This window comes from Rhizobium sp. F40D2, from assembly GCF_051810745.2.
In the GTDB taxonomy this organism is placed as follows: Bacteria; Pseudomonadota; Alphaproteobacteria; order Rhizobiales; family Rhizobiaceae; genus Rhizobium.
Genome location: NZ_CM131436.1, coordinates 1,088,269 through 1,111,948 on the forward strand (window position 1 = coordinate 1,088,269; position 23,680 = coordinate 1,111,948).

Below are 23,680 nucleotides of genomic sequence, written 5' to 3' on the forward strand. Positions count from 1 at the left end.
TCGCCTAGCCGTCATCTCGTCTGCGTGGCAATCAGGTCCACCATTTTTCGGGCCGAGCCCAATGCCAGGGTCCAGCCGAGCATTCCGTGGCCGGTGTTGATATAAACCCCTTTCAGATGCTCGGAAGGCCCGATGATCGGGCGGGATGACGGGGTCATCGGCCGCTCGCCCGACCAGCGCATCAGAACGACGCTGCTCTTGAAGAGATCCGGCAGGACGCCGGCGGCTGCGCTGCGCAGTGCTTCGAAACGCGCCGGGTCGAAGCCCGCGCCCGGGCGGTCGATATCGGCAAGCCCGGCGACGCGGAAACGATCCCCGATCGATGCAAAAGCCAGCTTGCGTTTGACGTCGGTGAGGCTGATGGCGGGTGCGGCAGCGGTCCGCGGCACGGTCAGCGAATAGCCTCTCACCGGACGCACCGGGCGGACCTCCGGCAGCTCCGCGGCAAGCAGACGGACCTGAGCGCCCGCAGCGACGACGGCGGCATCGACCGTTAGTTCCTCCCGGTCGTCGAACCTGACGGCTGCAAGCCTGCCTGCCTCTCGCGAGAAGCCCGCCACTTTCCGGCCGAAGAGCAGCGACACCCGGTGGTCCTGTGCAATATGGTGTGTCAACTGACGGCAAAAGCCGGCTGCATCGCCGAGCGCATCACCCGGCGTGTAAACCGCACCGGCGATTTCGCCTTGGTAGCCGGCAAGGGCAGGCTCGATTTCCTGGGCTTCTGGGCGCGACAGCATGTGCTGCTCGAATCCGAGCGCATTTTTCCGCGAGACGGCCGACTGGGCCGCGGCAAAGCTGCGCTGATCCGGATAGAGATGCAGCTTTCCCGCAAGCCGGTAGTCGAAGGAAAGACCGGTTTCCGCCAGCAGCAATGCGAGCTCGCGGCGCGACTCTCCGGCGAGTTCCAGAATGGCCTGGGTATTGCTCCACCATCGCGAAAATGGCGCGTTGGCGAGGAAGCGCAGCCCCCAGAGAAAAAAATCCGGGTCGAGCTGCCAGCGAATCCGGAACGCCGGATCGCGGCCGAGGGCAATGGCCGGCAGATGCCTGAGCAGTCCGGGAGATGCCATCGCATCGCCATAGGCCCAGGAGAGTTGCGCGGCGTTGCCGGCGCTGGCGCCGCTGCCGGGTTCGGCTGCTGCATCGATAAGCGTCACATCGTGCCCTGCCTTGGCCAAAAGGTAGGCCGAGGAAACGCCGATCACGCCTGCGCCGATGACCGCGATGCGCGCCATGTCACACCTCGTTTCCCACAAGTGCGGTCAGCTCGATTTCGACCGGAGCGCCCCGCGGAAGAGATGACACGCCGATCGCAATGCGGGCATGCTCCCACCGATCCGGAAACAGATCGCGCAGCAGCTCGGACGCGCCGTCGACGACCGCCCCGTGGCGGATAAAATCGTCCGTTGCGGCAACATAGCCCGCAAGCCGCACGAAGCCGCGCACCTTGTCCAACCCACCGCTGGCACGCTCAAGCTGAGCAAGCACGTTGAGAAGGCAGATTCGCGCGCATTCGCGGCCCTCCTCGATCGAGACATCCGCCCCGAGCCGACCGGTCCGCCAAACGGCTCCATCGATCACCGGCACCTGACCGGAAACGATGACGATATTGCCGGCTCGCACAGCGCCGGCGAAAGCCCCGGGCGGCATTGCGGCTTCCGGCAAGGTGAGGCCGAGGGCGGCAAGGCGCCTGTGCACGGCATCGCTGCCGCTCATGCCGTGCTCCACCCTTCTGCTTTCCCCGGCTTCGGCGCTGCGCGCCACGAAAGCCTTGAGGATTTCGAGATCAAGGGCCGTCAGACAGTATTCCGGATGCCACTGGACGCCCAGGCAAAATGCCTCGGTCTCGCCCTCGAATGCCTCGATGATCCCATCGGGTGCCCGCGCGATGACGCGAAAGCGCCCGCGACCGGACAGCGCATGGCGATGCAGGCTGTTGACCCGGGTCGGCCCTGTCCCGACCCAGCCAGCAAGCAGGCTGTCCGGCTCGACGATGATCTCGTGCGCCAGTTCATCGGGCAAGTCCTGCGGGAGGTGCGAAATGCCGGCGGCCGGAAGCTCGCTGAGGAATTCTCCGCCAAGGCACTCGCCGATCAGCTGCATGCCATGGCAGATACCGAGGAGCGGTTTGCCTGTCGTCAGCGCCTTGGCCACCAGCTGACGCTCGAAATCGCGGCGCCGATCGGCCACTTCGGCACCCGGCCGGGAGCCGGTCAGAACGATACCATCGGCAAGCGCTAGCGCCGCCTCGATGTTTTCGGCCTCATAAGGCAGGATCAGCGGGACCCCGCCGGCGCTGGTGATTGCTTCGGCATAGTTCGAGCGCACCACATATTCGCACTCGGTCGGCTGTTGCGGCGTCTCGCCGAGATCGGGCGTTATGAGAATGAGGGGGCGGGCCTTGCGTGCCGGCGCGGCGGGAAACGCGGTGACCGCGGCAACGGCCATATCGGTGGTCATGGTCTGAACCTTGTGATGAATTAGCGGGCGGGCACGGCAAGCCGGCGGGAGACGACCGAAAACGGCCAGGCGATCGCGAAATAGCAGAGGCCGACCGCCACATAGATCTGCAGCGGCAGGAAATATTCGGTCGCCATCGCCCGGCCGGTCAGAACCAGTTCGTTGACGGTGATGAGCGATGCGAGCGAGGAATCCTTGAGAAGCGCGACGAATGTGACGATCATCGGGGCCAGGATGACGCGGACCACCTGCGGGAAGATGATCAGCCGGAAGCTCTGAACCGGGGTGAGACCGACGGCCAGTGCCGCCTCGCCCTGCCCCGCCGGGATCGCCTTCAGTCCGGCCCGGAAGAGTTCGGCGATCTGAGCCGCAAAACACAGCGCCAAACCTGCGATCGCCGCGCCGAAAGCATCGAAGACGATCCCAATGCCCGGCAGGCCGAAGTAAAGCAGAAACAGCACCGCGAGCAGCGGCACGCCGCGCACGACCGTCACATAAAGCGCCGCGAAATGCCGTAGCGCTGTGAAACCTGATCTCTGGCACAGCGAAAGCAGCAGACCGAGCACGAGCGCCAGAGCAAAGGCGCACACGGAAAGCGCTGCCGTATTCATCATTGCCCGCAACAACAAGGGCAGCCATTCGCCACCATAGTCGCGGTAGGGTGCGAAAAACCCGCTCATCCTTTCAGTCTCCCGTAACGTCTTTCAAGGAATCGCGTCGCCTGCATCAATGGCAGGCTCAGCAGCAGATAAAGTGCCGCCGCGGTCGCGTAGATCATCGTTGTCTGGAAGGACGAGGTGACCATGGAGCGGGCGAAGAACATGATTTCAGGCGCTGCGATGGCCGAGACGACGGAGGTGTCCTTGAGGAGTTGCACCGCGTAATTCCCGAGCGCCGGCAGGGCGATCCGCATGGCCTGCGGCGTCAAGATTTCGAAAATCGTCTGGAGCGGCGTCAGACCTGCAGCCAGCGACGCCTCCGCCTGGCCTTTTGGCAAAGAGGCGAAACCGGCGCGGAAGATCGACGAGGTAATGGCTGCGCCGATCAGCCCGAGGCCCAGAATGGCGGCGGTAATCGACGTCAGCCTGACGCCAATGCTGGCAAGCCCGAAATAGAGGATGAACAGATGCGTCAGGGCCGGCACGTTGCAGAGGATTTCGCAATAGGCATCGATCACCACATTGACGACCCTGATCGCTGCGAATTGCCTGATGAGGGCGAGAAAGAAGCCGATGCCGATTGCAAAAGCCAGCGAGGCCAGCGTCACCAGGACGGTTACCCCAAGTCCGGCGGCGAGCCCCTGGGCGACGGAGAAGAATAGCGAGAATCCGCTCATGGCGCCTAGTGCCGGATCTTGTTGAGAAAGGCTTGCGTGCGTTCTTCGCGCGGCGCGGTAATAACCTGGCGCGCCGGTCCGGCCTCGACGATCTTTCCGCCGTCGAGGAACAGCACCCGGTCGGCGATGTCGCGGGCAAAGGCAATCTCGTGCGTGACGATCAGCATGGTGCGTCCTTCGGCGGCGAGTTCTTCCATCACTTTGAGAACTTCATGGACCAGTTCGGGATCCAGGGCTGAGGTCGGTTCGTCGAAAAGCATGAGTTTCGGCTTCTGGGCGAGTGCCCGGGCGATGGCCACACGCTGCTGCTGGCCGCCGGACAGCTCCAGCGGTGAGGCATCGGCGCGGTGCGTCATGTGCACTTTCGCCAACATCTCCAGGGCCAATTCGCGCGCCTCGGGGGCAGACAGGCCGCGGACCTTGCGTGCGGCGATCGCAACGTTTTCCGTCACCGAGAGATGCGGCCAGAGATTGAAGAGCTGGAAAACCATGCCCATCTCGGCGCGCTGTGGCGCAAGCTGCCGGTCTCTCATCACCTGGCCGTTGCGAACGCCGATCCGCTCGCCATCGAGGCAGATCTCACCGGCACTCGGTTTCTCCAAAAAATTCATGCAGCGCAGACAGGTCGATTTCCCGGAGCCCGAGGGGCCGATCAGGGCAATCTTCTCACCGGGTGCGACGGTAAAATCGATCCCCTTCAGGACCTCGACAGGGCCATAACTCTTGCGCAGGCCCGCCACGCTTAAAAGCGCATTCATCGCCGTTTCCTTATGCTGTTGTGTCTTGGCGAAGAGGTCGGATGAAAGCCGCTTGCCGCAGCCTTCATCCGTCAGCCGGGTCAGCCGCCGGCTGCGCAGGAGGGAAGCTTGTAATCGCCGGGGCGGTCGACGCCGGCACGGAAGTTTGCGCCTACCGGCTTGAACCAGACATCGGCGGACAATCCGTAGCGGGCGCCGATCTCTTTCATCTCACAGCTCTTCCACATATCGGCGATGATCGCGTCCATCTTCTGGCGCAGATCGTCGTTCTTCTGGTTGAGACCGTAGACGACCTGACCGAGCCCGGTGAGCAGCGGGAAATCCAGACTGTTATCCGTGAAGGCGAGGAAGTGCATGTTCCAATCCGGATTCTGCTTGATGGCGTAGGAAACCACCGGCGGGTCGCCGATGACGGCATCGATACGCCCGGCGATGAGATCGCGCACGGCAGCGTCGGAGGTGTCGTAGAGCGAGAGTTCAATGCCCTTGATCGTCTTCAGTTCCGGGACAAAGGAGAAGCCAGTGATCGTGCCGACCTTCTTGCCTTCCAGGTCGGAAAGCTTAACCCAGTTGGTCTTGTTCGATTGCATGATGCCGTTCTTGAAATAATGGATCGGCTCGGACAACGTCATGATCTTCGTGCGTTTCTCGGTCCAACCCATCGTGCCGAGCATCACGTCGACGCGACCGGATTGCACGGAGGCGATCGTGCCCGACCATTCCATCAGGGCCGGTTGTATCTTGAGGCCGAGCTTGTCGGCGATGCGCTGCATGATCTCGCCATCGTAACCGATCAGCTTGCCGTCCTGCCAGCCGGAGCCCGGCATGTCTCCCGTAAAGGCGACCGTCAGCTTGCCCTGCTCGGCAAGTTCGAATGCGTTTGCGAGCGGTGCCGATGCCATGAAGCTGCCTGCCAGCAGCGCGCACATCACCACCCTTCTCGAAAGAGAAAGTGCCATTGTTCTGATCCTTGATCTGTTTTTGGTTCCCCGGTCCGGCGGGTCTTGTCGCCGGATGTCGAGTTCGACGAGAGAGAGCTTGCCACCGAAAAGCGGCGCTGAATTTTAGAAATCGGACATTTTCTTTGAAATAGCGACATGGCTGCCGTAAGGTCGGCCGCCATGAACACAGACGCCAGCCTTTCAGATGCAGCTGCCATCGAGCCGGACTATGTCCGCTGGCTCGATGGTTTGTGGGGCGAACGGCTTTTGGCCGCCCGAGACCGCAAGGCCGATCTCTCCATCGGCATTCTGCTCTGGCCGAGCTTCCCGATGATGTCGCTGACCGGGATCGTCGAGCCCTTGCGGCATGCGGCCGATTTCGCCGACAACTCCCGGCCCCTGCATTGCCGCTGGTCGATCATGGGAGCGCCGGGCCACGCTGCGGTGGCGAGCTGCGGCATCCGCGTGCAGGCCGATGCGCCCTATATCAACCCGACGGACTTCGACTATATCGCCGTCATCGGCGGCCTCCTGCCGCATTTGCGCGCGGCACCCAGCAAGCATCGCGACTACCTGCGGGTCGCCGCATCCGCCGGAGTCCCGGTGATCGGCGTCTGCACCGGCGTCTTCGTACTCGCCCAAGAAGGCCTGCTGACCGGGCGCAAAGCCTCCGTTCATCCCTTCCATGCCGAGGATTTCAAGATCGCCTTTCCGCGCCAGGCATTCTCGACGCGCGACGACTTCCTGATCGAGAACGGCCGCATCACCGTTCCCGGCGGCGTCTCGATCCTGTCGCTGATGACGGAACTCATTGGCACCCATTGCGGTCCCGACCGAGCCGCCAAGGCAGTTCACCAGCTGTCGCTGACCGAGCACAAGGGCTTGAGCGCTTTCGACCAAGGCCGGGTTTCCAGCTTTCGACATGTCGAGGATTCGCGAATTCAGCGCTCAGTCGTTTTGATCGAGAGCCGCAAGGGGCGCGACGTATCACCCGAGCAGGCAGCCAGCATGATCGGGCTGTCGCCGCGTCAGTTCGGGCGCTTGTTCCAGCAAGGCATCGGCATGACTCCGAAGCGGTTCATCATCGAGACCCGCCTGCGTTACGCCCGCTTTCTGGTGGAGAACAGCACGCTCTCGATGACGCAGATCGCCTTCGAGACCGGCTTTTCGGATGCCGCACATTTCGCAACCGCTTTCCGCCAGAAATTCAACCAGTCGCCGCGGCAATTGAGGTAAGGGATTTCGGCTTCGCCTCAAAGAACACGGCGCGCCCTCCCCGAAGCAATCTTCCGCTCGACCGTCAAGGCCGAGCGCGACAAGCTCGACCCGGTGCATGGGGAAATGATCGACTGCTGCGCCCCACCGGCAGGTGGTGCCGCTGCTCGGCCCGGATTTCTACGGCCGGGTGAAGGCCGCCCATGCGGTGATCAGACCGCAGAGCCCAGGCTCTACGCCAACATCATCCAGCTGCTGCGGCCCTGAGCGCCCGACTGCGCGTCGGGGGAGTCATCCATGAGCAAAAAGATGACGACTGAAAAACGCAGCCAGGTGTTTTGAAACCTCGACCGGCGCGGAGTCTGGGAAAAAATGCCCGCCTGGCACAGCTCGGGCATCGATGGTCGTGCAGCGATCCGCCCAAGTGGCTGGGAGATCATAGAGTTTGGCCATTGCGCCAGAGGCGCCGTACAGGATCAAAGCGGGCGTGGATATGCGTCTCCCCTGCTCCGCCAGATCGTCGGCGAGATCGACGGCCAGCGCCGCTCGGTAATCGTTGCAGCCACCGGCAATCGCTTCGGCATCATGCCATGAGGCCCGATAAGCAGCGAGCTGTTCAGCATCGAAATCCTGCGGACCCGCCGCGCCCCATCCGAAGAGGCAGGCTTCATAAAAGAGATCGGGATTCGCTTCGATCATTCGCTCCGGGAATGGTGCAGGTTGCGCGAGGAAGAACCAATGCCAGTAGCTTTGAGCGACGTCTCTGCGCAGGTCGGTTAACATGACGGCAGTCGGCACGATATCCATCAGAGTGACGCTGGCCACAGCCGCAGGATGATCAAGGGCCAGCCTATACGCGACCCGAGCTCCACGGTCGTGACCGACGAGATGAAACCGCGCGTGTCCAAGCGCTTTCATCAAACCAAGCTGATCGGCTGCCATTGCGCGGAAACTGTAGTTGGCCAGACCAGCTCGAGCCAGTGGCTTGCCGGAGGCGCCATAGCCGCGCAGATCAGCACAGATCACCCGATATCCGAGCGCGACCAGCTCCGGTGCGATCCGTGCCCAAAGTGCCTTGGTCTGCGGAAAGCCATGCAGCATCAGCACCGGCTCTCCCTCACCCGCAGCGACATAAGCGATCTCGGTCTCGCCGACGGTGACGCGTCCGCTTTCAAAGCCGTCAAACATCCATCCCTCCCTTTTACCCCGAATACAATACCTCAAAAGCCAGGGCGCCTGCCTGCGAGAGGGCTACCCTCAATCTCGACGAGAGGCTCGGCGCGATGAGATCGAGCGCCTGCGACAAGACGCGAGCCTATGACGGTCGCAATTATTAATGATATACATCATCAATAAGTCAAGCTATAATGATAGCTGACATCATAGTTCGGGCATTGCGGTCGAAAGGGCTGTAAAGTGCGGATCACCAAGGAAAAGAAACAGGAAAACTACCAACGGATTATCTCCACGGCGTCGGAGCTGTTTCGCGAGCGCGGGTTCGATGGCGTCGGGGTGGCGGAGTTGATGGAGCGCGCGGGGCTCACCCATGGCGGCTTCTACAATCACTTCCGCTCCAAGGAGGATTTGATCGCGGAGTCGACCGAGAATGGCTTGAACGAGACCTTGCAGCGCTATGCCGGTTATGACGTGCTCGCCGTCATGGAACTTTATCTCGCGCGCGAACACCGGGATGGACGCGGCCAGGGGTGCACCGCTGCAGCGCTGAGCTGCGACGCAGCTCGGCAGCCTGAGGAAACCAAGGCCGTTTTTGCTGCGGGAATAGATAGACTGGTGCGCGCAATCGAGGACGGCATTGCACGACACCACGTTTCCGACACCGGAGACCGCGCGCAGGCCATCACCATCCTTGCTCAGGCTGTCGGAGCGATCGTGTTGTCGAGGGCCTGCCCGGATGATTCCCCGCTGGCGGACGAACTGCTCGATGCCTGCCGGGCGGATTGCCGCGACGCCATCGAAAATCGGACCCGGGATAATAGGGCCGCCGTATAGGCGGCCCTATGCCGTCAAGCGCTAACCGGTTCGGTTATTTCGGGATAGTCCGTATAGCCCGCCGCGCCGCCGCCATAGAGCGTCGCCATATCGAGATTGGCCAGCGATGCACCGATTTTCAGGCGTTTGACAAAATCCGGGTTGGCGATGAACGGCCTGCCGAAGGCAAACAGGTCCGCCAGCCCCTGCTCCAGCCTGGCCGTCGCGAGTTCCCGATCGTAACCGTTATTGGCGATGTAAGTGTTCCTGAACCTGCGGCGAAGCGCCTCGTAATCGAAGGGCGCAACATCGCGCGGCCCGCCCGTCGCACCTTCGACAACATGGAGGTAGGCAATGCCCATCTCGTCGAGCTTCTCGACGATGTAGTTGAACTGCGCCTGCGGATCGGTTGCTGATATTCCGTTGGCCGGCGACACCGGTGAAATCCGAACTCCGGTACGCTTCGCTCCCACTTCCTTAATGACCGCCGCCGTCACCTCGAGCATCAGCCGTGCCCGGTTTTCGATCGAGCCGCCATAGGCGTCAGTGCGGGTGTTGGCTCCGTCCCTGGCGAACTGGTCGAGCAGATAGCCGTTGGCGCCGTGAATTTCGACACCATCGAACCCGGCGGCAATGGCATTGGCGGCGGCCCGGCGGAAATCCTCGACGATGCCGGAGATCTCATGCAATTCGAGCGCCCGAGGTGCCGACACGTCGACAAAGGTGTTGTTCACAAAGGTCTTGGTTTCGGCCTTGATCGCGGAAGGCGCCACCGGGGGCTGCCCATTCGGCTGTAGGTCGACATGCGATACCCGACCGACATGCCAGAGCTGCAGGAAGATGTGGCCGCCCTTGGCATGCACCGCATCGGTCACCTTGCGCCAGCCGTCGATCTGCGCCTGCGTGTATATGCCGGGCGTGTCCTGGTAGCCTTGACCCTGCTGCGAAATCTGGGTCGCCTCCGAGATGATCAGGCCTGCCGAGGCCCGTTGAGCATAATATTCGGCAATCAGATCGCCCGGCACAAACCCGGCACCCGCTCTGTTGCGCGTCAATGGCGCCATGACGATGCGGTTGGATAGTGTGAGAGAGCCGAGTACGAAGGGTTCAAAGAGTGTCTTGCTAGTCATTTTTGGCTTTCAGAGTTGGAATTATTTCTCGCGTTCGTCTCGCAACGCACGCCGCGTCGGTCAGGTCGACCTCAGTCTGCGACCGTGATGACCACCTTGCCCTTTGCACGCCCGGTCTCGACATAAGCCAGCGCATCGCCGGTTTTTTCAAACGGGAAGACCTTGTCGACGACCGGCCGGATCACGCCTTGTTCGATCAGGCGCGTGATCTCATTCAACTGCCGCCCCTCGGCGCGCATGAACAGGAATGAATAGCCTATGCCGAGACGCTTGGCCTTTTTCCGAACCCCTCGGCTCAGCAAGCGCAGCACCAGTTTCAGAAACAGGTTCAGGCCGAGTTCCCTGGCGAAAGCAGGATCGGGCGGACCGGAAATGGAGATGAGCCGGCCACCCGGCTTCAGCACAGCCAGTGATTTTTCAAGCGTCTTCGGATCCTGACTGTTCAGCACCAGATCATAGCCCGACAAGACCTTCTCAAAATCCTGGCTCTTGTAGTCGACAATCACATCCGCCCCGAGACTTTTGGCGAGCTCGGCATTTCCAGCGCTGGTCGTCGTCGCCACCATCGCGCCAAGATGCTTGGCGAGCTGAATGGCGAAAGTCCCGACACCGCCGGAACCGGCCTGAATGAAGACCTTCTGGCCGGGCTTCACCTTGCCCACCTCGACCAGCGCCTGCCACGCGGTCAGCCCCACCAGCGGGATGGACGCCGCTTCGGCCATGCTGAGGTTGTTTGGTTTCAGCGCCACATCGGCTTCATCGATGGCGATGAATTCGGCGAATGTGCCGACCCGATGATCGCGCGGCCGTGCATAGACCTCGTCACCCACCTTGAACCGCCTGACCCTCGGTCCCGCCCTGACAACCGTTCCGGCAACGTCGTGGCCCAGGACGAAGGGCGGACGATAGGGAAGAATAATCTTGAACTCTCCGTCCCGCAGCTTGGAGTCCAGAAGGTTTACGGCCGTGGCCTGAATCCGGACAAGGACATCATTGTCCTGCAATTCAGGTTCCGGCAGGCTGGCCAGGCGCAAAGCGCCCTTCTTTTTGTACTTATCAACGACGAATGCCTTCATGAGGCTTTCTCCAATTCGAAGTCTGTTGGGATGTCAGGCTGCAAGGAAGGACAAAGCCTTCGGCACGAAATCGGCGTGGTTCTGGAAGATCCCACCATGTCCGGCGTCGTCGTAGATAACCAGTTGCGCGCCCGGAATGCGTCTGGCCATATCGGTGCTGTTGACCGTCGGGACCATGATATCACTGTCGCCATTGGCGATCAGGACCGGGATAGTGATACGGCCGAGATCCTGAGGCGCCTGCCGCCCCCAGGCCCTGATCGCCTTGAGTTGCCGCAGGAAGGCCTTCGGAGTCGGGCCCTTGTCCCTGCCCGACTTGCGCTCTTTCAGGCGATCGAGAAAGGCTTTCGCGGCTCGGCGACCATTGGCGGTGGAGGTGAAAAACAAATAGGTTTTCGGGTCGCTCAGCGTCAGCAGACCCTTGATCATCAGCGGCCAGGACACGGCTCCGACCTTCTCTATCCCTTTTCCGCCGGCCGGGCCCGTTCCAGTCAAAATGAGTTTCCGCACAAGGTCCGGCGCCTTCAGCACGATGTCCTGCGCGACAAATCCCCCAAGGGAAAAACCGAGCAGATCGACTTGTTTGAACCCAAGCGCTCGGATCAACGCGATCGCGTCGCGCGCCATCTCGTCGATGGTCACAGGGGCCGTGCCGCCTGAGGCGCCGATACCTCGGTAATCGATCGCGATTACGTGATGCTTGCTGGCCAGACCATCGACAATCCGGGGATCGAAATTGTCCAACACCGCGCCCCAATGGTTGAGAAGAATGACCGGCACGCCGCCTTGGGGACCGAGGTCGCGATAGACGAAAGGCGTCTCCCCAACATTGACCCAGAGATTTGGCGCCTCGGCGTAGCAGGTGGCAGACCGAAGGTATCTTATCGTCGCGTTCATGGTTTACTCCATTATCCGGCCTGAACCGGCATGCTTCAGAGCCTTGCCGATGCAGCTCGATGCCGGGCGCACCTTCACCCCAATCATCGCCATTGCCTTACGCTTTATTGCGAACGCCGACCTTTGCGGCAAAGCCGCCAGCTTCGGTCACTCAGTTTAATGACAATCATCATCATAGATGATTAATGATATTCGTCATCAAATTTGTCAAGCGGAATTTTCTGGACTGAATCGATAGCCCTACCTGTGAACCACGGGCTGGAGGCCAAACGCTTAGCCGTTTTCCCGGCGACTCAGGCACCTCAAGCGTCTCGCTATCTTTCAAACGCTCCTTGCGTTTCAGATCTTTGTTCCTGCACGTCCTTGCTGAAAACCGCTGCGCCGTTTTGCGCGACATGCTTGAGATCCGCCTAGTCGAGCGTGGCGAAGTCCGATTTGCGGGAAGTCTATCCACTAAGCGCAGCGAAATGCCCGCACCTTCCTCCAGACAATCCGCCGTTAACCTTGGACGTTCAGAGATATCTTTGGACGTGCGGGTGCGCGCTTGATCAATGACGGCAAGCCGGCTCTCATAGTTCCGCCCGAATGAGTTGTGGCGGTCTTCGACCACCGCCAGGAACGATGCGGTTATGAACCGGCCATGATGGCTCTTCACACAACAGGAGCCTGTTCCTATGCCTCGCATCCAAGCGACCAGACCCCAGATGGAGATACTGGCCTGGCTCGTGATCTTCCTGCTTCTCTTCTGCCTATCCTGGCGCTTCCATTGGCATGAGGGGCTGGATGAGTTCATCGAGCAGCACCACGACTATCCGCTTGATCACGCGCTTCTTGCCCTGAACATCTCCGGCTTTCTGGGGCTCGTTTATTCCGCACTGCGGATCCGGGATCTTTCCAGCGAAGTCAATCGCAGGCTGCAGGCCGAAAAGAACGTCGACTGGATTGCCTGCCACGACACGCTGACCGAGTTGCCCAACCGCAGATTTCTGGATTCGATATGCGCGCAGGCGATGGTCGATGAAAGGGCGCACGAAATCTATGCCGTGTTCAGCATCGATCTCGACGGCTTCAAGAAGGTCAATGACTTGCTGGGGCACGATCACGGCGATGCGGTGCTGAAGACGGTTGCGCAGCGGCTCTCCGCCCTCTTTCCCCGTGAGCATGTTTTCCGCCTTGGCGGAGACGAATTCGTCGTTCTGTCGCGGCGAACTGGACATCCCGATCTTGCGGCTTTGGCGAAACGCATCGTCAGCGTGATCGGCAAACCGTTCACCTTCAATGGCGTCGCCGTTGACCTCGGTGCCAGTGTCGGCTTCGCACTTTATCCGGAAGACGGCGACGACCTCGGTCAAGTCATCCGGCATTCGGACTGCGCGATGCATGTGGCGAAAAAGCAGGGGCGCAATCTGGTGAACCCCTTCGTGCCTTCGATGCAGGACGAGCTGGCGAAACGGGTTCGAATAGAGGGGGATCTGCGCGCGGCGATCAGGAACACTGAGATCGTTCCCTATTACCAACCGCTGGTGGACCTGAAGGCGAACAAGATTATCGGCTTTGAGGCGCTGGCGCGCTGGAAAACGGCTTCCGGCGTATTCATCCCGCCGAGCGAGTTTATTCCGGTGGCAGAGGAAGCCGGTCTGATTGTCGAGCTGACGGATCAGTTGCTTCGCAGCGCCTGCACCGATGCGCTTTCCTGGCCAAGCGAGCTTGTCCTGTCGTTCAACCTTTCTCCGATCCAACTGAGCGACCGGTTGCTGGGCCTCAGAATTCTGAAAATATTGGGCGAGGTCGGCCTGCCCGCGCACAGGGTCGAGCTTGAGGTGACGGAAAGCGCCATCATCCAAGACGCCGTCACCGCACGGATCGTCCTCGACGATCTGGTGAATGCGGGGGTCAGGATTGCGCTCGACGATTTCGGAACGGGCTATTCCAGCCTTTCCCAGCTCTCCAACTACCGCTTCGACAAGATCAAGATCGACAGGAGTTTCGTCGCCTCGTTCGAGACCAACGACAAGCAGGACAAGGTGATCAAGGCCATTATCGCTCTCGGTGCCGGACTTGGCGTCACGATCACGGCCGAAGGCATCGAAGAGGAGAGCCAGCTTCAGCGGCTTCAGGATCTCGGTTGCGACATCGGCCAGGGATATCTGCTCGGCAGACCGGCGCCCTTCGAGGAAATCACAGCAGATCAGGTCGGCACCAGGATTTTGCAACGCGGTTGATGGGATGATCCGTTCGCCTTTCGGGCCGAAGGAGAGGTTGGCGCTCCACAAAGCTTCGTTCAGACGCCAATATTTCGCGCCCCGAACGCCCGCAGAGAGCCCAGGCTCTATGCAAATACAGCCAGGATTTCTGCTCTGCTAACGTCATCCTGTCCCATCCGAAAGCGCGATGCAGCGCACCCGGCATGAGCAAAGGCGACCGGACGTGGAATTTTCGAAGAACCCACGAAAGACGGTTGCAATCGCATTCTTGATCAGTCATTCTAGAACGATCAATAAAGAATCGAGGGAAGTGTGGGCAGAGCGCGGGAATTCGATGAGGAGGCGGTGCTGAAGGGGGCGATGCACGTCTTTCGCAAGCGCGGCTATCAAGGCGCATCGATCCGAGACCTCGAAGAGGCGACGGGCCTCAAAGGCGGGAGCATCTATCACGCCTTCGGCGACAAGGCCGGCCTCTTCGACGCGGCGTTCAGGCATTATAACCGGACGGTCCTGGAGGGGCGGATCGAGCGATTTGCGCCGCCGGGGAGCGGCCTTAAAGGCTTGCGCGAACTGTTCCTCTCGCTGCTGCATGAGCCCGGCGATGCCGCCCTGGGTTGCCTGATCACCAACATGGCTGTGGAATTCGGCGGTGACGTCAAAACGCATCCCCGCGTCGAGGCAGCGCTCGGTCTCCTTCGCAGCACGTTCCGCTCGAGGCTCGGCGAGCCGTCGACCTTGGCCAGAGATACGGACGAAGCCAAGGCGGACAGGACAGCCGTCCGTCTCCTTGCCCTTTATCAAGGCCTCCTCGTGCTCATTCGCGGCGGCGAAGACAAAGCCAGCCTGCGGCAGGCGATCGAAGACGAATTCAATCAACTGGAGACACTGTTATGACGCCTGAGGCGCTATGGAATCGATATGCGGCCATCTGGTCGCTGGACGCTGACGCGCACGAGCCGGAAATGTCGGCTTGCCTCGCCGACGATGTAACCTATTGCGATCCGAATGGAGCGATCGCCGGGCGAGCCGGCCTTTCGGCTTACATGGCCGGCTTCAAGGAGAGCGTACCGGCAGGCCGGTTCATTATATTGAGTGTCCTCCATCATAATGAACGTTCGCTGGCACGCTGGGAACTGCGCCACCAAGACGAGACCGTGCTGCAAACGGGGACAAGTTTCGCGGCGATGTCCGATGGCCGGCTCAGCGCGATCACCGGCTTCTTCGATCCTCTGGCAGGGCAGCACCATGGGTAGCGAGGCGACGCGGAGCCTGGCGCTCGATTTTGCGAGCCAGATCGCCCCACCGGGCGCCATCGATATAAGGCGGTTCTTCGGTGGATCCGCCCTCGTCCGAAACGGCGCGCAGTTCGGATTCGTCATGAAGGGGACGTTGTATCTGCGCGTCGACGCCGCAATGCGCGCGGAGTTCGAGGCAGATGGCTCGGAACCGTTCAGCTACCGCGCTGCCGGCAGGGAGGTGACGGTTCGCCGCTATTATGCGGTGCCGGCGCATGTGATTGACGATCCCTCGCTGCTGCGCAGGTGCTCTGAGCGCGCATTTGACGCGACCCCGCGGCCCGCCCGCAAAAGCTCAAAAGCCACCCTCGCCGTCAGCCTGCCTGGCTGATGCCGATGTCCACCCCGGCCCATCGTGGCCTTTGGACGTTCAGATCTCCCCCGCCGACGGTCCCCAGACATCCGTCAGCGCAAAACCGCCGGGATGCGGGTCGAAGGGGTCGAGGGCCACCTGGGTCAGGCCGAAGGTGAAGCCGCGGCCGGTGATGGTCGGGATGACCGCCGGGCGGCCGGCGACCTCGGTCACCGCCTGCAGCCCGACCTCGAACTCGGAGCCGATGATCGATTTCGAGGTGAAGATATCGCCGATTTTCGCCTTGCCGCGGGCATGCAGCGCGGCGAGGTTGGCGGAATTGCCGGTGCCGCAGGGCGAGCGGTCGGCCCGGCCCGGCCACATGGTGGTGCAGGTGCGCACCGTGCCGTCGGCTTCGCTATCGCGGAACATCACATAGGCGACGCCTGATATCGCCGGGATCTCGGGATGGACGACCTTGATATCGCGGTTGATCAGTTCTTTCAGGATCATGCCGGCCTGGACGAGACCGGCGGCATTGGCCTTTTCGATCGTCAAACCGATCTGGCCGACATCGACCAGCGCATAGAAGATGCCGCCATAGCAGAGATCGGCCTTGATCCTTCCCCAATGCGGCGTGTCGATCTCGACGTCAAGTTCGTGCACGAAGGAGGGCACCATGGTGAGCTTAACCTTCTCGCAGCGCCCGTCGCGGCAGGTCGCCACCGCCTTGACGAGGCCGGCCGCGGTTTCCAGCGTCACGATCGTCTCCGGCTCCTGCATCTCGACGATGCCGGATTCGAGCAAAGCCGTCGTCACGCAGATCGAGTTCGAGCCGGAGCTCGCATGCGCCTGATCGGGTTGCAGGATGATGAAGGCGGCGTCCGCCTCCGGATGCCTTGCCGGCAGCAGCAGGTTGACCGAGCCGATCGGCGCGCCGCGCGGCTCCAGGCAGAGGAAGCGGCGCAGCTCGTCACCCTTCGGATCGGTGTTCAACCAATGCAGTTGGGCGGCGATGGTCTCGCCGGGGATCTTCGGCACGCCGCCGATCGCGACGCGGCCGATCTCGCCTTCGGCATGAACGTCCAGCAGCTGGATCGTGCGCTTCCATCTCATGTCGTAAACTCCAGTTCGGATGTGACGGCCGAGCCGGCCATCGACACTAAATCCTAATATCGGTCTATGCGGAACGGCGTGATGTCGAGGGATGGTTTGAGCCCGGTCACCATATCGCCGATCAGCCGCGCGGTCGTTGCCGCATAGGTGAGGCCGAGATGGCCGTGGCCGGTCGCATAGAAAACCCCCGGCATTTTCGAGGATGGCGAAATGATCGGGATCGTATCGGGCAGCGCCGGGCGATGGCCCATCCAGTCCGTCGCCTCCTCGACTTTGAGGCCCGGCAGCGCCCGCTGGGCGTGGCGCACCAGCACCCGCGGGCGGCGGAAATCCGGAGCGGCATCGAGGCCGGCGAGTTCGACATTGCCGCCGACCCGGATGCCGCCCGCCGTCGGCGTCACCATGAAGGCGCGCGCCGGCCAGATCATCGAATAGCGCATGGCGATGCCCGGCTTCATGATCTGCGTGTGATAGCCGCGCTCGGTCTCGAGCGGGACCGGTTCGCCGAGCTTTTCGGCGAGGAACCGGGTGTGGACGCCGGCGGCAAGCACGACGGAATCCGCCTCGATGCGGCTGCCGTCTTCAAGCAAAACGACGGCGGTACCATCGCCCTTGCGCTCGATACTCCGCACCGCACCGAAGACGAAGGCCGCGCCGGCGGCTTTGGCCGCCTCGGCGAGTTTGACCACCAGCTGATAGGGATCGCGGATCGACTTGTTGTCGGGGAGCAGCACGGCCTTGGCGATCGAAGGCGAAAGGGCTGGTTCGTAATATTGGATGGCGCCGTTGCTCAACACTTCGAATTCGAGGCCGTAGCGCTGCATCATGGCGAGATGGCCGCGGTCGGCGGCAAATTCCGCCTCGGTCTCATAGATCGCCAGACACCCCTCCTCGGTCATCAGCTCGGGCGCGCCGATCGCCTCGAGCATCTGTCTGAAATCGCTCAGCGCCCGCTGCGACAGGCTCATGCCGGCATCTTCGATCGCGCGGAGGCGCGACGGGCGGCCGGCCGCGAGAAAACGCAGGAACCAGGGCAGCATCTTTGCCGCATAGGAAGGCCGCAGCCAGACTGGGCCTTCGGGATCGAGCAGCCAGCCGGGCATTTTCTTCCAGGTCGAGGGGCCGGAACCGGCGACGAAATCGAGCGCGATGCTCGCCATATTGCCGTAAGACGTGCCGCGTCCCGGATCGCTTTTGTCGATCAGCGTCACCGCAAGGCCACGCCGCTGCAATTCGAAGGCGATCGAGGCGCCGATCACGCCTGCGCCGACGACAACAACCCTCTTCTTCGTCTCATCCGCCATGCCGTCAACCCACCCATACGGCAGACAGAATTGCCGTTCGTCACCCTGATATATCAGATCGGCAATGATGCCTAGAGAATTTCCGTTTTCTCCGAAGCACGGAAATTCTCTATCTCTTTGTTTTCGCAATTCGCTGGGAAAGTCGCTTTGCGCTTTTCCCGGCAAAACCGCCATGCGCTTTTGCTGGAATTGCTTTGTGGAATTTTTACTGGCTTTCCGGCAGGCCGGCGCCGACGCTGTCGCCGACCGAGCCGACGGTATTGTCAACCGACCGGCCGAGCCGCTTCAGCTGGGCGTCGTAGTTGCGGCGGGTGCGCGGATCGAAGATGGCGATGGGCGTGCTGACGGCGACGCTGACGGCACTTCCGGCCGTCTGGGCAGCGCCCATCGCCACCGCGCCGACGGCCTCGCCGAGGCCGACATTGGAATCGGTGATCGTCTGGCCGGCAATCAGCCGGTCGCCGATCAGCTTCACCACCTCGGGGCTTTCGGCGAATTTGCCGTGGTTCAGCCGGTCGCCGCCCTTGAGCTTGGTCAGATCGAGCACGGTGATGCCGGCCGCCTCCAGTTTGCTGCGGTAGGGCTCGACCGAAGGATCGATCTGGCCGAGGCGATCGACATTGCCGGAAATGCGCCGTGACAGCGCCAGAGCCCGGTCATCCCTGGAGACGAAGATGGTGAAATGCGGCCTGTCCTTGCCAAGGCTTGCAAACTGGCGGCCGAAGACGTCGACATCGAGATCCGGCGAGGCGAGGATGACATTGTTGATCTTGCCCGCGACATGACCATTGCGGATCGCCATCTGGCGGAGCGCTTCGACCGTCAGCCATGTGCCCATCGAATGGGCCATGATGGTGACGTCACTGACGGCGGGATTGGCGGCGGTGCGGGTCAGCAGCTCTTCCAGCGCGTCGCGGGAATAGTTGGTGCTTTCCTTGTCGTAATTATAATCGAAGATGCTGGCGCGCGAGGGCCAGGTGAAGACGACGGGGGCGACGTCGGCATGCGAATCATGGACGATCTGGGCGAAGCGGTAGACGGCATCCTCATAGCGATTGTTGAAGCCGTGCACGAAGACCAGCACCCGGCGGCTCCTGGGCATATGGCCCTTCAGCCAGGTCTCGCCCGCCCGCTCGCCTTCGAGCGGATCAACCGACACCGTGACGAAATCGCGCAGCGGATCGGCCGGCAGCCGCTTTGGCCATTGCACCTGGCCGACCTTGCGATTGGCTTCCGGCGGGATCGAAACATCGACGGCGTTGACGGTAAGCCCGGTGCCGCGTTCGCCGGAGAAAAGCACGGCAGGATTATCATCGGCAGCGCGCGTCGTCGCGACAAGAAGATCGACCTTCGACGTGCCGGGCGGCACGCTGCCGGCCGCCTGCATGACGCCGACCGGCCTGCCGCCGCAGCCGGCAAGCGCGAACGCCGCCAGCAGAAGACCTGTCAGAGCCGCCCGCGGGCCGCGCCATCTGCCGATCATGATCAAACTCCAACCGGTTCCCGCACCGGACAGGCGGCGCCCGTTCAAATAGGCTGACGGTACTTGCCGAGTCAAATTTGCGCGCGGTGGAATGCCTGGGGGGACAAAAGAAAAGAGCCTGGCGCGGGAGGAGGTGCGCCAGGCTCTTGATCCTGACTGACAACTGGGAGGAGGAGTGTTGTCAGTCCGATGTAAGAGCGCTGGGAGGAGGAGTGCGCTGCTTACGGAGATATATGTACCGCGTTCACTTCATCGGGAATAGCGAAAATACCGCAATGCAGCAATGCACTCAGCGCAATGCTTGCCTAGGAAACGGCAGAGAGCCGCCTCATTTTGCGGCACGTTTGACCAAATGGTCAAAATTGTGCCGAAAAATGTGGCCTGGACCTGGCGGTCGCCGCTCGCCCGCCATCCGCCCAACCCAAGACCCCTCCCCAACCCCTCCCCACAAGGGGGAGGGGCTAAGCTGCGGCTTCCGGCGGTGATCAAAAGAGAAGGTCTTTGTCAGCTGTTACCGTTCGACGCATTGGTGCGATCGACCGCTACTTGAAGCGGTGCGGCATGTTGGCCCCTCCTCCTTGTGGGGAGGGGTTGGGGAGGGGGCTTGGATCGGCTCCGCCGGTCAGCTTCCTCAAGCCGCCTTAAAGACCTTCCGGCCCTCAGCGTCGAGCGCCGAGAATTCCTCCTCCGACAGCGTGATATCGACGGCCGCTACGTTTTCTTCGAGATGCTTGACCTTGGAGGTGCCCGGGATCGGCAGCACCACCGGGCTGCGCTTCAGCACCCAGGCGAGCGCGATCTGGCTCGGCACGGCTTTGTGCTTCTTGGCGATCGTATCGAGCAGCGAGCCGGGCTTGGCGAGATCGCCGGCGGCCAGCGGGAACCAGGGGATGAAGCCGATATTGTGCTTGGTGCAGTAATCGAGCACATCTTCGCTGGTACGATCGACGAGATTGTAGCGGTTCTGGACGGTGGCGACCTTGAAGTGCTTCGATGCCGCCTCGATGTCGGCGACGGAGACTTCGCTTAAGCCCGCATGACGGATGAGCCCGGCATCGAGGAGCGATTTAATCGCATCGAATTGCTCCTTGGCCGGCACCTTCGGATCGATGCGGTGCAACTGCCAGAGGTCGATCTGCTCGAGCCCCAGATTGCGCAGGCTCTTATGCGCCTGCTGAATCAGATATTCCGGACGGCCGACCGGCAGCCAGATATCGGGGCCGTGGCGGGTGAGGCCGCCCTTGGTGGCGACGACGGATTTGCCGCCGTAGGGATACAGCGCCTCCTTGATCAGCCATTCGGAAATATCGGGACCGTAAGAATCGGCAGTATCGATGAAGTTGACGCCGAGTTCCGGCAGGCGCTTCAGCGTGCGGATGGATTCGGCATGATCGTCGGGCTCGCCCCAGATGCCCTTGCCGGTGATGCGCATAGCGCCGAATCCGAGACGGTTGACCTCGATCTCGCCGCCGATCTTGAAGGTGCCTGACTTGGCTGCGTTGTGACTCGACATGATCTTTCCTCTCCTGGTCAATGAAATCGTCAAAGTCGGTGAAGCGGCGCGGTGCCGCCGGGTTCACCGGCCATCGGCGCGTGGTGATGATCCGCCGATCGCGGTGATGTCGAGACTGTGGCCGTTACGACGCTTGCACATATAGGAGGGCGCCGCGGGCACGGACAGGGACGGAACCGAAAATGCCGCAGGCGCGCGGTATCAGCGACCGACATCAAAGCCTGGCCGTCGCCTCGTCGCCGAATTCCGCCAGGATCCTCCAGAGCTCGGCGAAGATTTCCCTGGCAAAATCCTGCGGCGCGGCACCCGGCGGGCGCTGCTGCCAGAGTTCGGCCCCGACGCGCAGCGCGCCGATGACGACCGCCGCAAGAATTCGCATGCGCGACCGCTCCTCCGGATCATTCCCCTTGCGCAGAAGCAGCGCCTCGGCGAGCTGCTGTTCAAGCCTGGCATATTTCAGCTGGTCGCGGGCCTTCAGCGCCGGCGTGCGATGGATGAGTTCACCGAGCGCCAGGCCGCGCTCGTCGATAGAGGCGATGACGGTGGCGGTGATCGCCACCTCGACCACAGCCACCAAGGGCTCTTCTGCCGGCCTTGCGGCGATCGCCGCCATCAGCCGGTCGGCGAAACTATCCTGCCAGGCAAAAACCACCTCTTCCTTGGAGGGGAAATAATCGAAGAAACTGCGCTTGGAAACGTCGGCGGCTTCGGTGATGTCCTCGACGGTCGTGGCCTCGAAACCGCGCTGCAGAAAGAGGTTCATCGCCGCCTGCTCGATGCGCTCGCGCGTCTGCCGCCGCTTGCGGTCCCGCCTGCCTTCCGTCGCCGCCCGTTTGCTGTCAGCCATGTCAGCCCGGCATCATCGTTCAGCCGCCGGTTTCGTTGGAGAAAGCGGCGATATCATCGAGTTCGGCTCCGCTCTCACCATAGCTGAAGCGCTCGCGCGACAGTTCCAGCGGTTTACGGCGGGAAATCCGGTAGACGGAGGCCGGCGGCAGATTGCGCACCGTGCCGCCGATCCGCACTGCCTTCAAGCCCAGACGGTCGAGGATCGGCCGCGGCACCGGGCAGCGCGGACCATAGGTAAACTGATAGACCGCCCCGCCCGGCCGCATATAGGCGAAGGCGCCGGCCAGAATCGAGGCGATCTTGCGCGGCGACATCGACAAAAGCGGCAGGCCGCTGACAACGGCGCCGACCGGTTCGCCCTCGAAAATATCGGCATGGGCGAGATGGGCCGCATCCATCTGCAACACGCGCGCCGTCGGGAAACGCGCCTGCAGCGCGGTGATGAACTCCGGACCGTACTCGATCAGGGTCAGATCCGCCTCGCTGACGCCGCGCGCCAGCAGCGCCCGGGTGAAGACGCCGGTTCCGGGGCCAAGCTCGATGATCGGACCGTCGAGCGCGGCAATTTCACTGGTCATGATCCTGGCAAGCGAATCGCCCGACGGCGCGATGGCGGCGACGCGAAGCGGGTTGCTGATCCAGGAGCGGAAAAAATGCAGGAAATCGGCGCATGCAGCCTTTGCGGTCATGACTATCCTACCTGTCTGAAATTCGATTGATTATGAAACGCGACCAGCGCGGCGAGCATGGCAATTCCAAGGCGGACGCATCAAACACCTGTGTGAACAGACGATTTGCGCAGCTTTTCCTGCCGAACTCTCCGTTAATTTTTACTTATTGCATTTTTGCAGTTGATGCAAGATTTGATGGAGGACGGTTGCACCGGCACCCTACCGCGAAAAGGCGGCCCAAAAAGGCCGCCTCCAGATTGCCGACAAAGTCGGCCGCGAACGGCCGAGCACCTCATCAATAGTTGCAGCTGGAGCTGCTCGTCGGGTTGAAGCCGAGTTTGCAATCCATGTTGAGAGGCTTCTTCGGGTTCATCATATAGTGTGTCGAACCCATGTTTTCCGCACGCTCACCGATCGAACCGGTCGTGCGCCTGTCATGTTCAACCTTGGTTTCCTGAGCAACAGGGCGCGCTGTCGCACCTTGCTCCGTCGCGCTCGACTGGAGGGGAGCTGCCGTGGCTGAAAAGGCAGAGAGGCCGAGGATTGCACTGAGGGCGGCGGCGGCCAGGCCGGTCTTGAAGGTGGTGGTCATAATCGTCTCCTTGGGAGGATTCAGCGAATTTACGCCCCGGAGTTAGGAAGGCGATCTGTCACATACTACGGCGCCAAAATGGAGGTCACGGATATGTGAGCGGCCCCATGATCGAGAAAGAGGCGGCTCATCGCCGCCTCTTTCATGTGCCGGCTCAATAGCCGTTATCGCAGGGCATGCTGCCGGGGCCGATCGATCCAGAAAACGTAGGGTTGCACATTTCCGGGGTCGCCGGTCTGTTCACCGGCTGGCGGACAATGGAGCCCGTGGTACCGGGCTCGGCGCCGAAGGCGGCAAGCGGATACCAGTAGCCATCGGAATGGCGGCGGGTGCCGGGGCGCTCGGTGCGAAACCCTTGATAGCCATGCCAGGATCCGGCATGTGGTTTATATTGCACCATTTTTACGGCTTGGATATCGGGCGGCCGAACCACCTGAACGGGCGCTGCCTGCGCCGGCGCGATCGACGCGATCGACGCGAGGGCGAGAAAGGCACTGAGCGCTGCGGTGGAAGGGATCAGTCTGAACATCTTCATGATAAACCCTCCTTCGTGGATTTA

24 protein-coding genes and 1 pseudogene are annotated in these 23,680 nt (G+C 61.8%); 7 read left to right on the forward strand and 18 right to left on the reverse strand.

Annotated features, from left to right (window positions below; translation table 11 throughout):
- Positions 1-11: 11 nt before the first annotated feature.
- From ACS4RS_RS05205 to ACS4RS_RS05230, 6 genes are all read right to left on the reverse strand, one after another.
- Complete coding sequence (locus tag ACS4RS_RS05205) at positions 12-1,235, reverse strand: FAD-dependent oxidoreductase (protein WP_439008434.1); 1,224 nt, start codon at positions 1,233-1,235, stop codon at positions 12-14.
- Position 1,236: 1 nt separating this feature from the next.
- Complete coding sequence (locus ACS4RS_RS05210; protein ID WP_439008433.1) at positions 1,237-2,460, reverse strand: Atu1372/SO_1960 family protein; 1,224 nt, start codon at positions 2,458-2,460, stop codon at positions 1,237-1,239.
- A 20-nt stretch (positions 2,461-2,480) separates the two neighbouring features.
- Entirely contained in the window at positions 2,481-3,140 is a 660-nt protein-coding gene (locus tag ACS4RS_RS05215; RefSeq protein ID WP_439008432.1) for an ABC transporter permease subunit, read from the reverse strand.
- Positions 3,137-3,796 carry an ABC transporter permease subunit gene (locus ACS4RS_RS05220; protein ID WP_439008431.1) on the reverse strand — a complete coding sequence of 220 codons (660 nt, stop codon included), beginning with the start codon at positions 3,794-3,796 and terminating at the stop codon, positions 3,137-3,139. Before ACS4RS_RS05220 ends, ACS4RS_RS05215 begins: the two co-directional genes overlap by 4 nt.
- A 5-nt stretch (positions 3,797-3,801) precedes the next feature.
- On the reverse strand, positions 3,802-4,554 hold the full coding sequence (locus ACS4RS_RS05225) for an ATP-binding cassette domain-containing protein (protein ID WP_439008430.1): 753 nt from the start codon (positions 4,552-4,554) through the stop codon (positions 3,802-3,804).
- A gap of 80 nt (positions 4,555-4,634) precedes the next feature.
- Positions 4,635-5,513, reverse strand: a complete 879-nt coding sequence (locus tag ACS4RS_RS05230; protein ID WP_439008429.1) for a transporter substrate-binding domain-containing protein — start codon at positions 5,511-5,513, stop codon at positions 4,635-4,637.
- Between the two features lie 162 nt (positions 5,514-5,675).
- Here ACS4RS_RS05230 and ACS4RS_RS05235 point away from each other — a divergent pair, with 162 nt between their 5' ends.
- Positions 5,676-6,731: a helix-turn-helix domain-containing protein gene (locus ACS4RS_RS05235; RefSeq protein ID WP_439008428.1), complete on the forward strand. Its 1,056-nt coding sequence runs from the start codon at positions 5,676-5,678 to the stop codon at positions 6,729-6,731.
- Positions 6,732-6,773: 42 nt separating this feature from the next.
- A pseudogene (locus tag ACS4RS_RS05240) lies at positions 6,774-6,977 on the forward strand (transporter); the annotation flags it as partial.
- 24 nt (positions 6,978-7,001) lie between these two features.
- Here ACS4RS_RS05240 and ACS4RS_RS05245 read toward each other — a convergent pair.
- A complete protein-coding gene (locus tag ACS4RS_RS05245; RefSeq protein WP_439008427.1) occupies positions 7,002-7,898 on the reverse strand; it encodes an alpha/beta fold hydrolase in 897 nt (298 codons plus the stop codon).
- A gap of 228 nt (positions 7,899-8,126) precedes the next feature.
- On the opposite strand from ACS4RS_RS05245, the gene ACS4RS_RS05250 reads away from it, so the two are divergent.
- The gene (locus tag ACS4RS_RS05250; protein ID WP_439008426.1) at positions 8,127-8,720 is read left to right on the forward strand and encodes a TetR family transcriptional regulator; all 594 of its coding nucleotides are present in this window, start codon (positions 8,127-8,129) and stop codon (positions 8,718-8,720) included.
- A 14-nt stretch (positions 8,721-8,734) separates the two neighbouring features.
- Here the strand turns inward: ACS4RS_RS05250 and ACS4RS_RS05255 are convergent, their stop codons facing one another.
- The 3 genes from ACS4RS_RS05255 to ACS4RS_RS05265 all read right to left on the reverse strand — a co-directional run bounded on the left by ACS4RS_RS05255 (position 8,735) and on the right by ACS4RS_RS05265 (position 11,802).
- Positions 8,735-9,829: an N-ethylmaleimide reductase gene (locus ACS4RS_RS05255; RefSeq protein ID WP_439008425.1), complete on the reverse strand. Its 1,095-nt coding sequence runs from the start codon at positions 9,827-9,829 to the stop codon at positions 8,735-8,737.
- Between the two features lie 71 nt (positions 9,830-9,900).
- Positions 9,901-10,905, reverse strand: a complete 1,005-nt coding sequence (locus ACS4RS_RS05260) for a zinc-binding dehydrogenase (RefSeq protein WP_439008424.1) — start codon at positions 10,903-10,905, stop codon at positions 9,901-9,903.
- Positions 10,906-10,938: 33 nt separating this feature from the next.
- The gene (locus tag ACS4RS_RS05265; protein ID WP_439008423.1) at positions 10,939-11,802 is read right to left on the reverse strand and encodes an alpha/beta fold hydrolase; all 864 of its coding nucleotides are present in this window, start codon (positions 11,800-11,802) and stop codon (positions 10,939-10,941) included.
- Positions 11,803-12,476: 674 nt separating this feature from the next.
- Between ACS4RS_RS05265 and ACS4RS_RS05270 the strand changes: the two genes are divergently transcribed.
- From ACS4RS_RS05270 to ACS4RS_RS05285, 4 genes are all read left to right on the forward strand, one after another.
- Positions 12,477-14,024 carry an EAL domain-containing protein gene (locus tag ACS4RS_RS05270; RefSeq protein ID WP_439008422.1) on the forward strand — a complete coding sequence of 516 codons (1,548 nt, stop codon included), beginning with the start codon at positions 12,477-12,479 and terminating at the stop codon, positions 14,022-14,024.
- Between the two features lie 294 nt (positions 14,025-14,318).
- Entirely contained in the window at positions 14,319-14,900 is a 582-nt protein-coding gene (locus tag ACS4RS_RS05275) for a TetR family transcriptional regulator (RefSeq protein WP_439008421.1), read from the forward strand.
- Positions 14,897-15,259: a nuclear transport factor 2 family protein gene (locus ACS4RS_RS05280; RefSeq protein ID WP_439008420.1), complete on the forward strand. Its 363-nt coding sequence runs from the start codon at positions 14,897-14,899 to the stop codon at positions 15,257-15,259. The genes ACS4RS_RS05275 and ACS4RS_RS05280 overlap by 4 nt, the downstream gene beginning before the upstream one ends.
- Positions 15,252-15,632 carry a TfoX/Sxy family protein gene (locus ACS4RS_RS05285; protein WP_439008419.1) on the forward strand — a complete coding sequence of 127 codons (381 nt, stop codon included), beginning with the start codon at positions 15,252-15,254 and terminating at the stop codon, positions 15,630-15,632. The genes ACS4RS_RS05280 and ACS4RS_RS05285 overlap by 8 nt, the downstream gene beginning before the upstream one ends.
- A gap of 39 nt (positions 15,633-15,671) precedes the next feature.
- On the opposite strand, the gene ACS4RS_RS05290 is transcribed toward ACS4RS_RS05285, so the two are convergent.
- The 8 genes from ACS4RS_RS05290 to ACS4RS_RS05325 all read right to left on the reverse strand — a co-directional run bounded on the left by ACS4RS_RS05290 (position 15,672) and on the right by ACS4RS_RS05325 (position 23,656).
- Complete coding sequence (locus tag ACS4RS_RS05290) at positions 15,672-16,709, reverse strand: 4-hydroxyproline epimerase (protein ID WP_439008418.1); 1,038 nt, start codon at positions 16,707-16,709, stop codon at positions 15,672-15,674.
- Between the two features lie 53 nt (positions 16,710-16,762).
- The gene (locus ACS4RS_RS05295) at positions 16,763-18,013 is read right to left on the reverse strand and encodes an FAD-dependent oxidoreductase (RefSeq protein WP_439008417.1); all 1,251 of its coding nucleotides are present in this window, start codon (positions 18,011-18,013) and stop codon (positions 16,763-16,765) included.
- A 205-nt stretch (positions 18,014-18,218) separates the two neighbouring features.
- The gene (locus tag ACS4RS_RS05300) at positions 18,219-19,496 is read right to left on the reverse strand and encodes an alpha/beta fold hydrolase (protein WP_439008416.1); all 1,278 of its coding nucleotides are present in this window, start codon (positions 19,494-19,496) and stop codon (positions 18,219-18,221) included.
- A 631-nt stretch (positions 19,497-20,127) separates the two neighbouring features.
- Positions 20,128-21,009: an aldo/keto reductase gene (locus ACS4RS_RS05305; protein ID WP_439008415.1), complete on the reverse strand. Its 882-nt coding sequence runs from the start codon at positions 21,007-21,009 to the stop codon at positions 20,128-20,130.
- A 214-nt stretch (positions 21,010-21,223) separates the two neighbouring features.
- A complete protein-coding gene (locus ACS4RS_RS05310; RefSeq protein WP_449313906.1) occupies positions 21,224-21,856 on the reverse strand; it encodes a TetR family transcriptional regulator in 633 nt (210 codons plus the stop codon).
- A 19-nt stretch (positions 21,857-21,875) separates the two neighbouring features.
- Positions 21,876-22,547, reverse strand: coding sequence for a class I SAM-dependent methyltransferase (locus ACS4RS_RS05315; protein WP_449313907.1), 672 nt, complete (start codon positions 22,545-22,547; stop codon positions 21,876-21,878).
- A gap of 277 nt (positions 22,548-22,824) precedes the next feature.
- A complete protein-coding gene (locus ACS4RS_RS05320; protein ID WP_439008413.1) occupies positions 22,825-23,121 on the reverse strand; it encodes a hypothetical protein in 297 nt (98 codons plus the stop codon).
- Positions 23,122-23,275: 154 nt separating this feature from the next.
- Positions 23,276-23,656, reverse strand: a complete 381-nt coding sequence (locus tag ACS4RS_RS05325; protein WP_439008412.1) for a cell surface protein — start codon at positions 23,654-23,656, stop codon at positions 23,276-23,278.
- Positions 23,657-23,680: the final 24 nt, after the last annotated feature.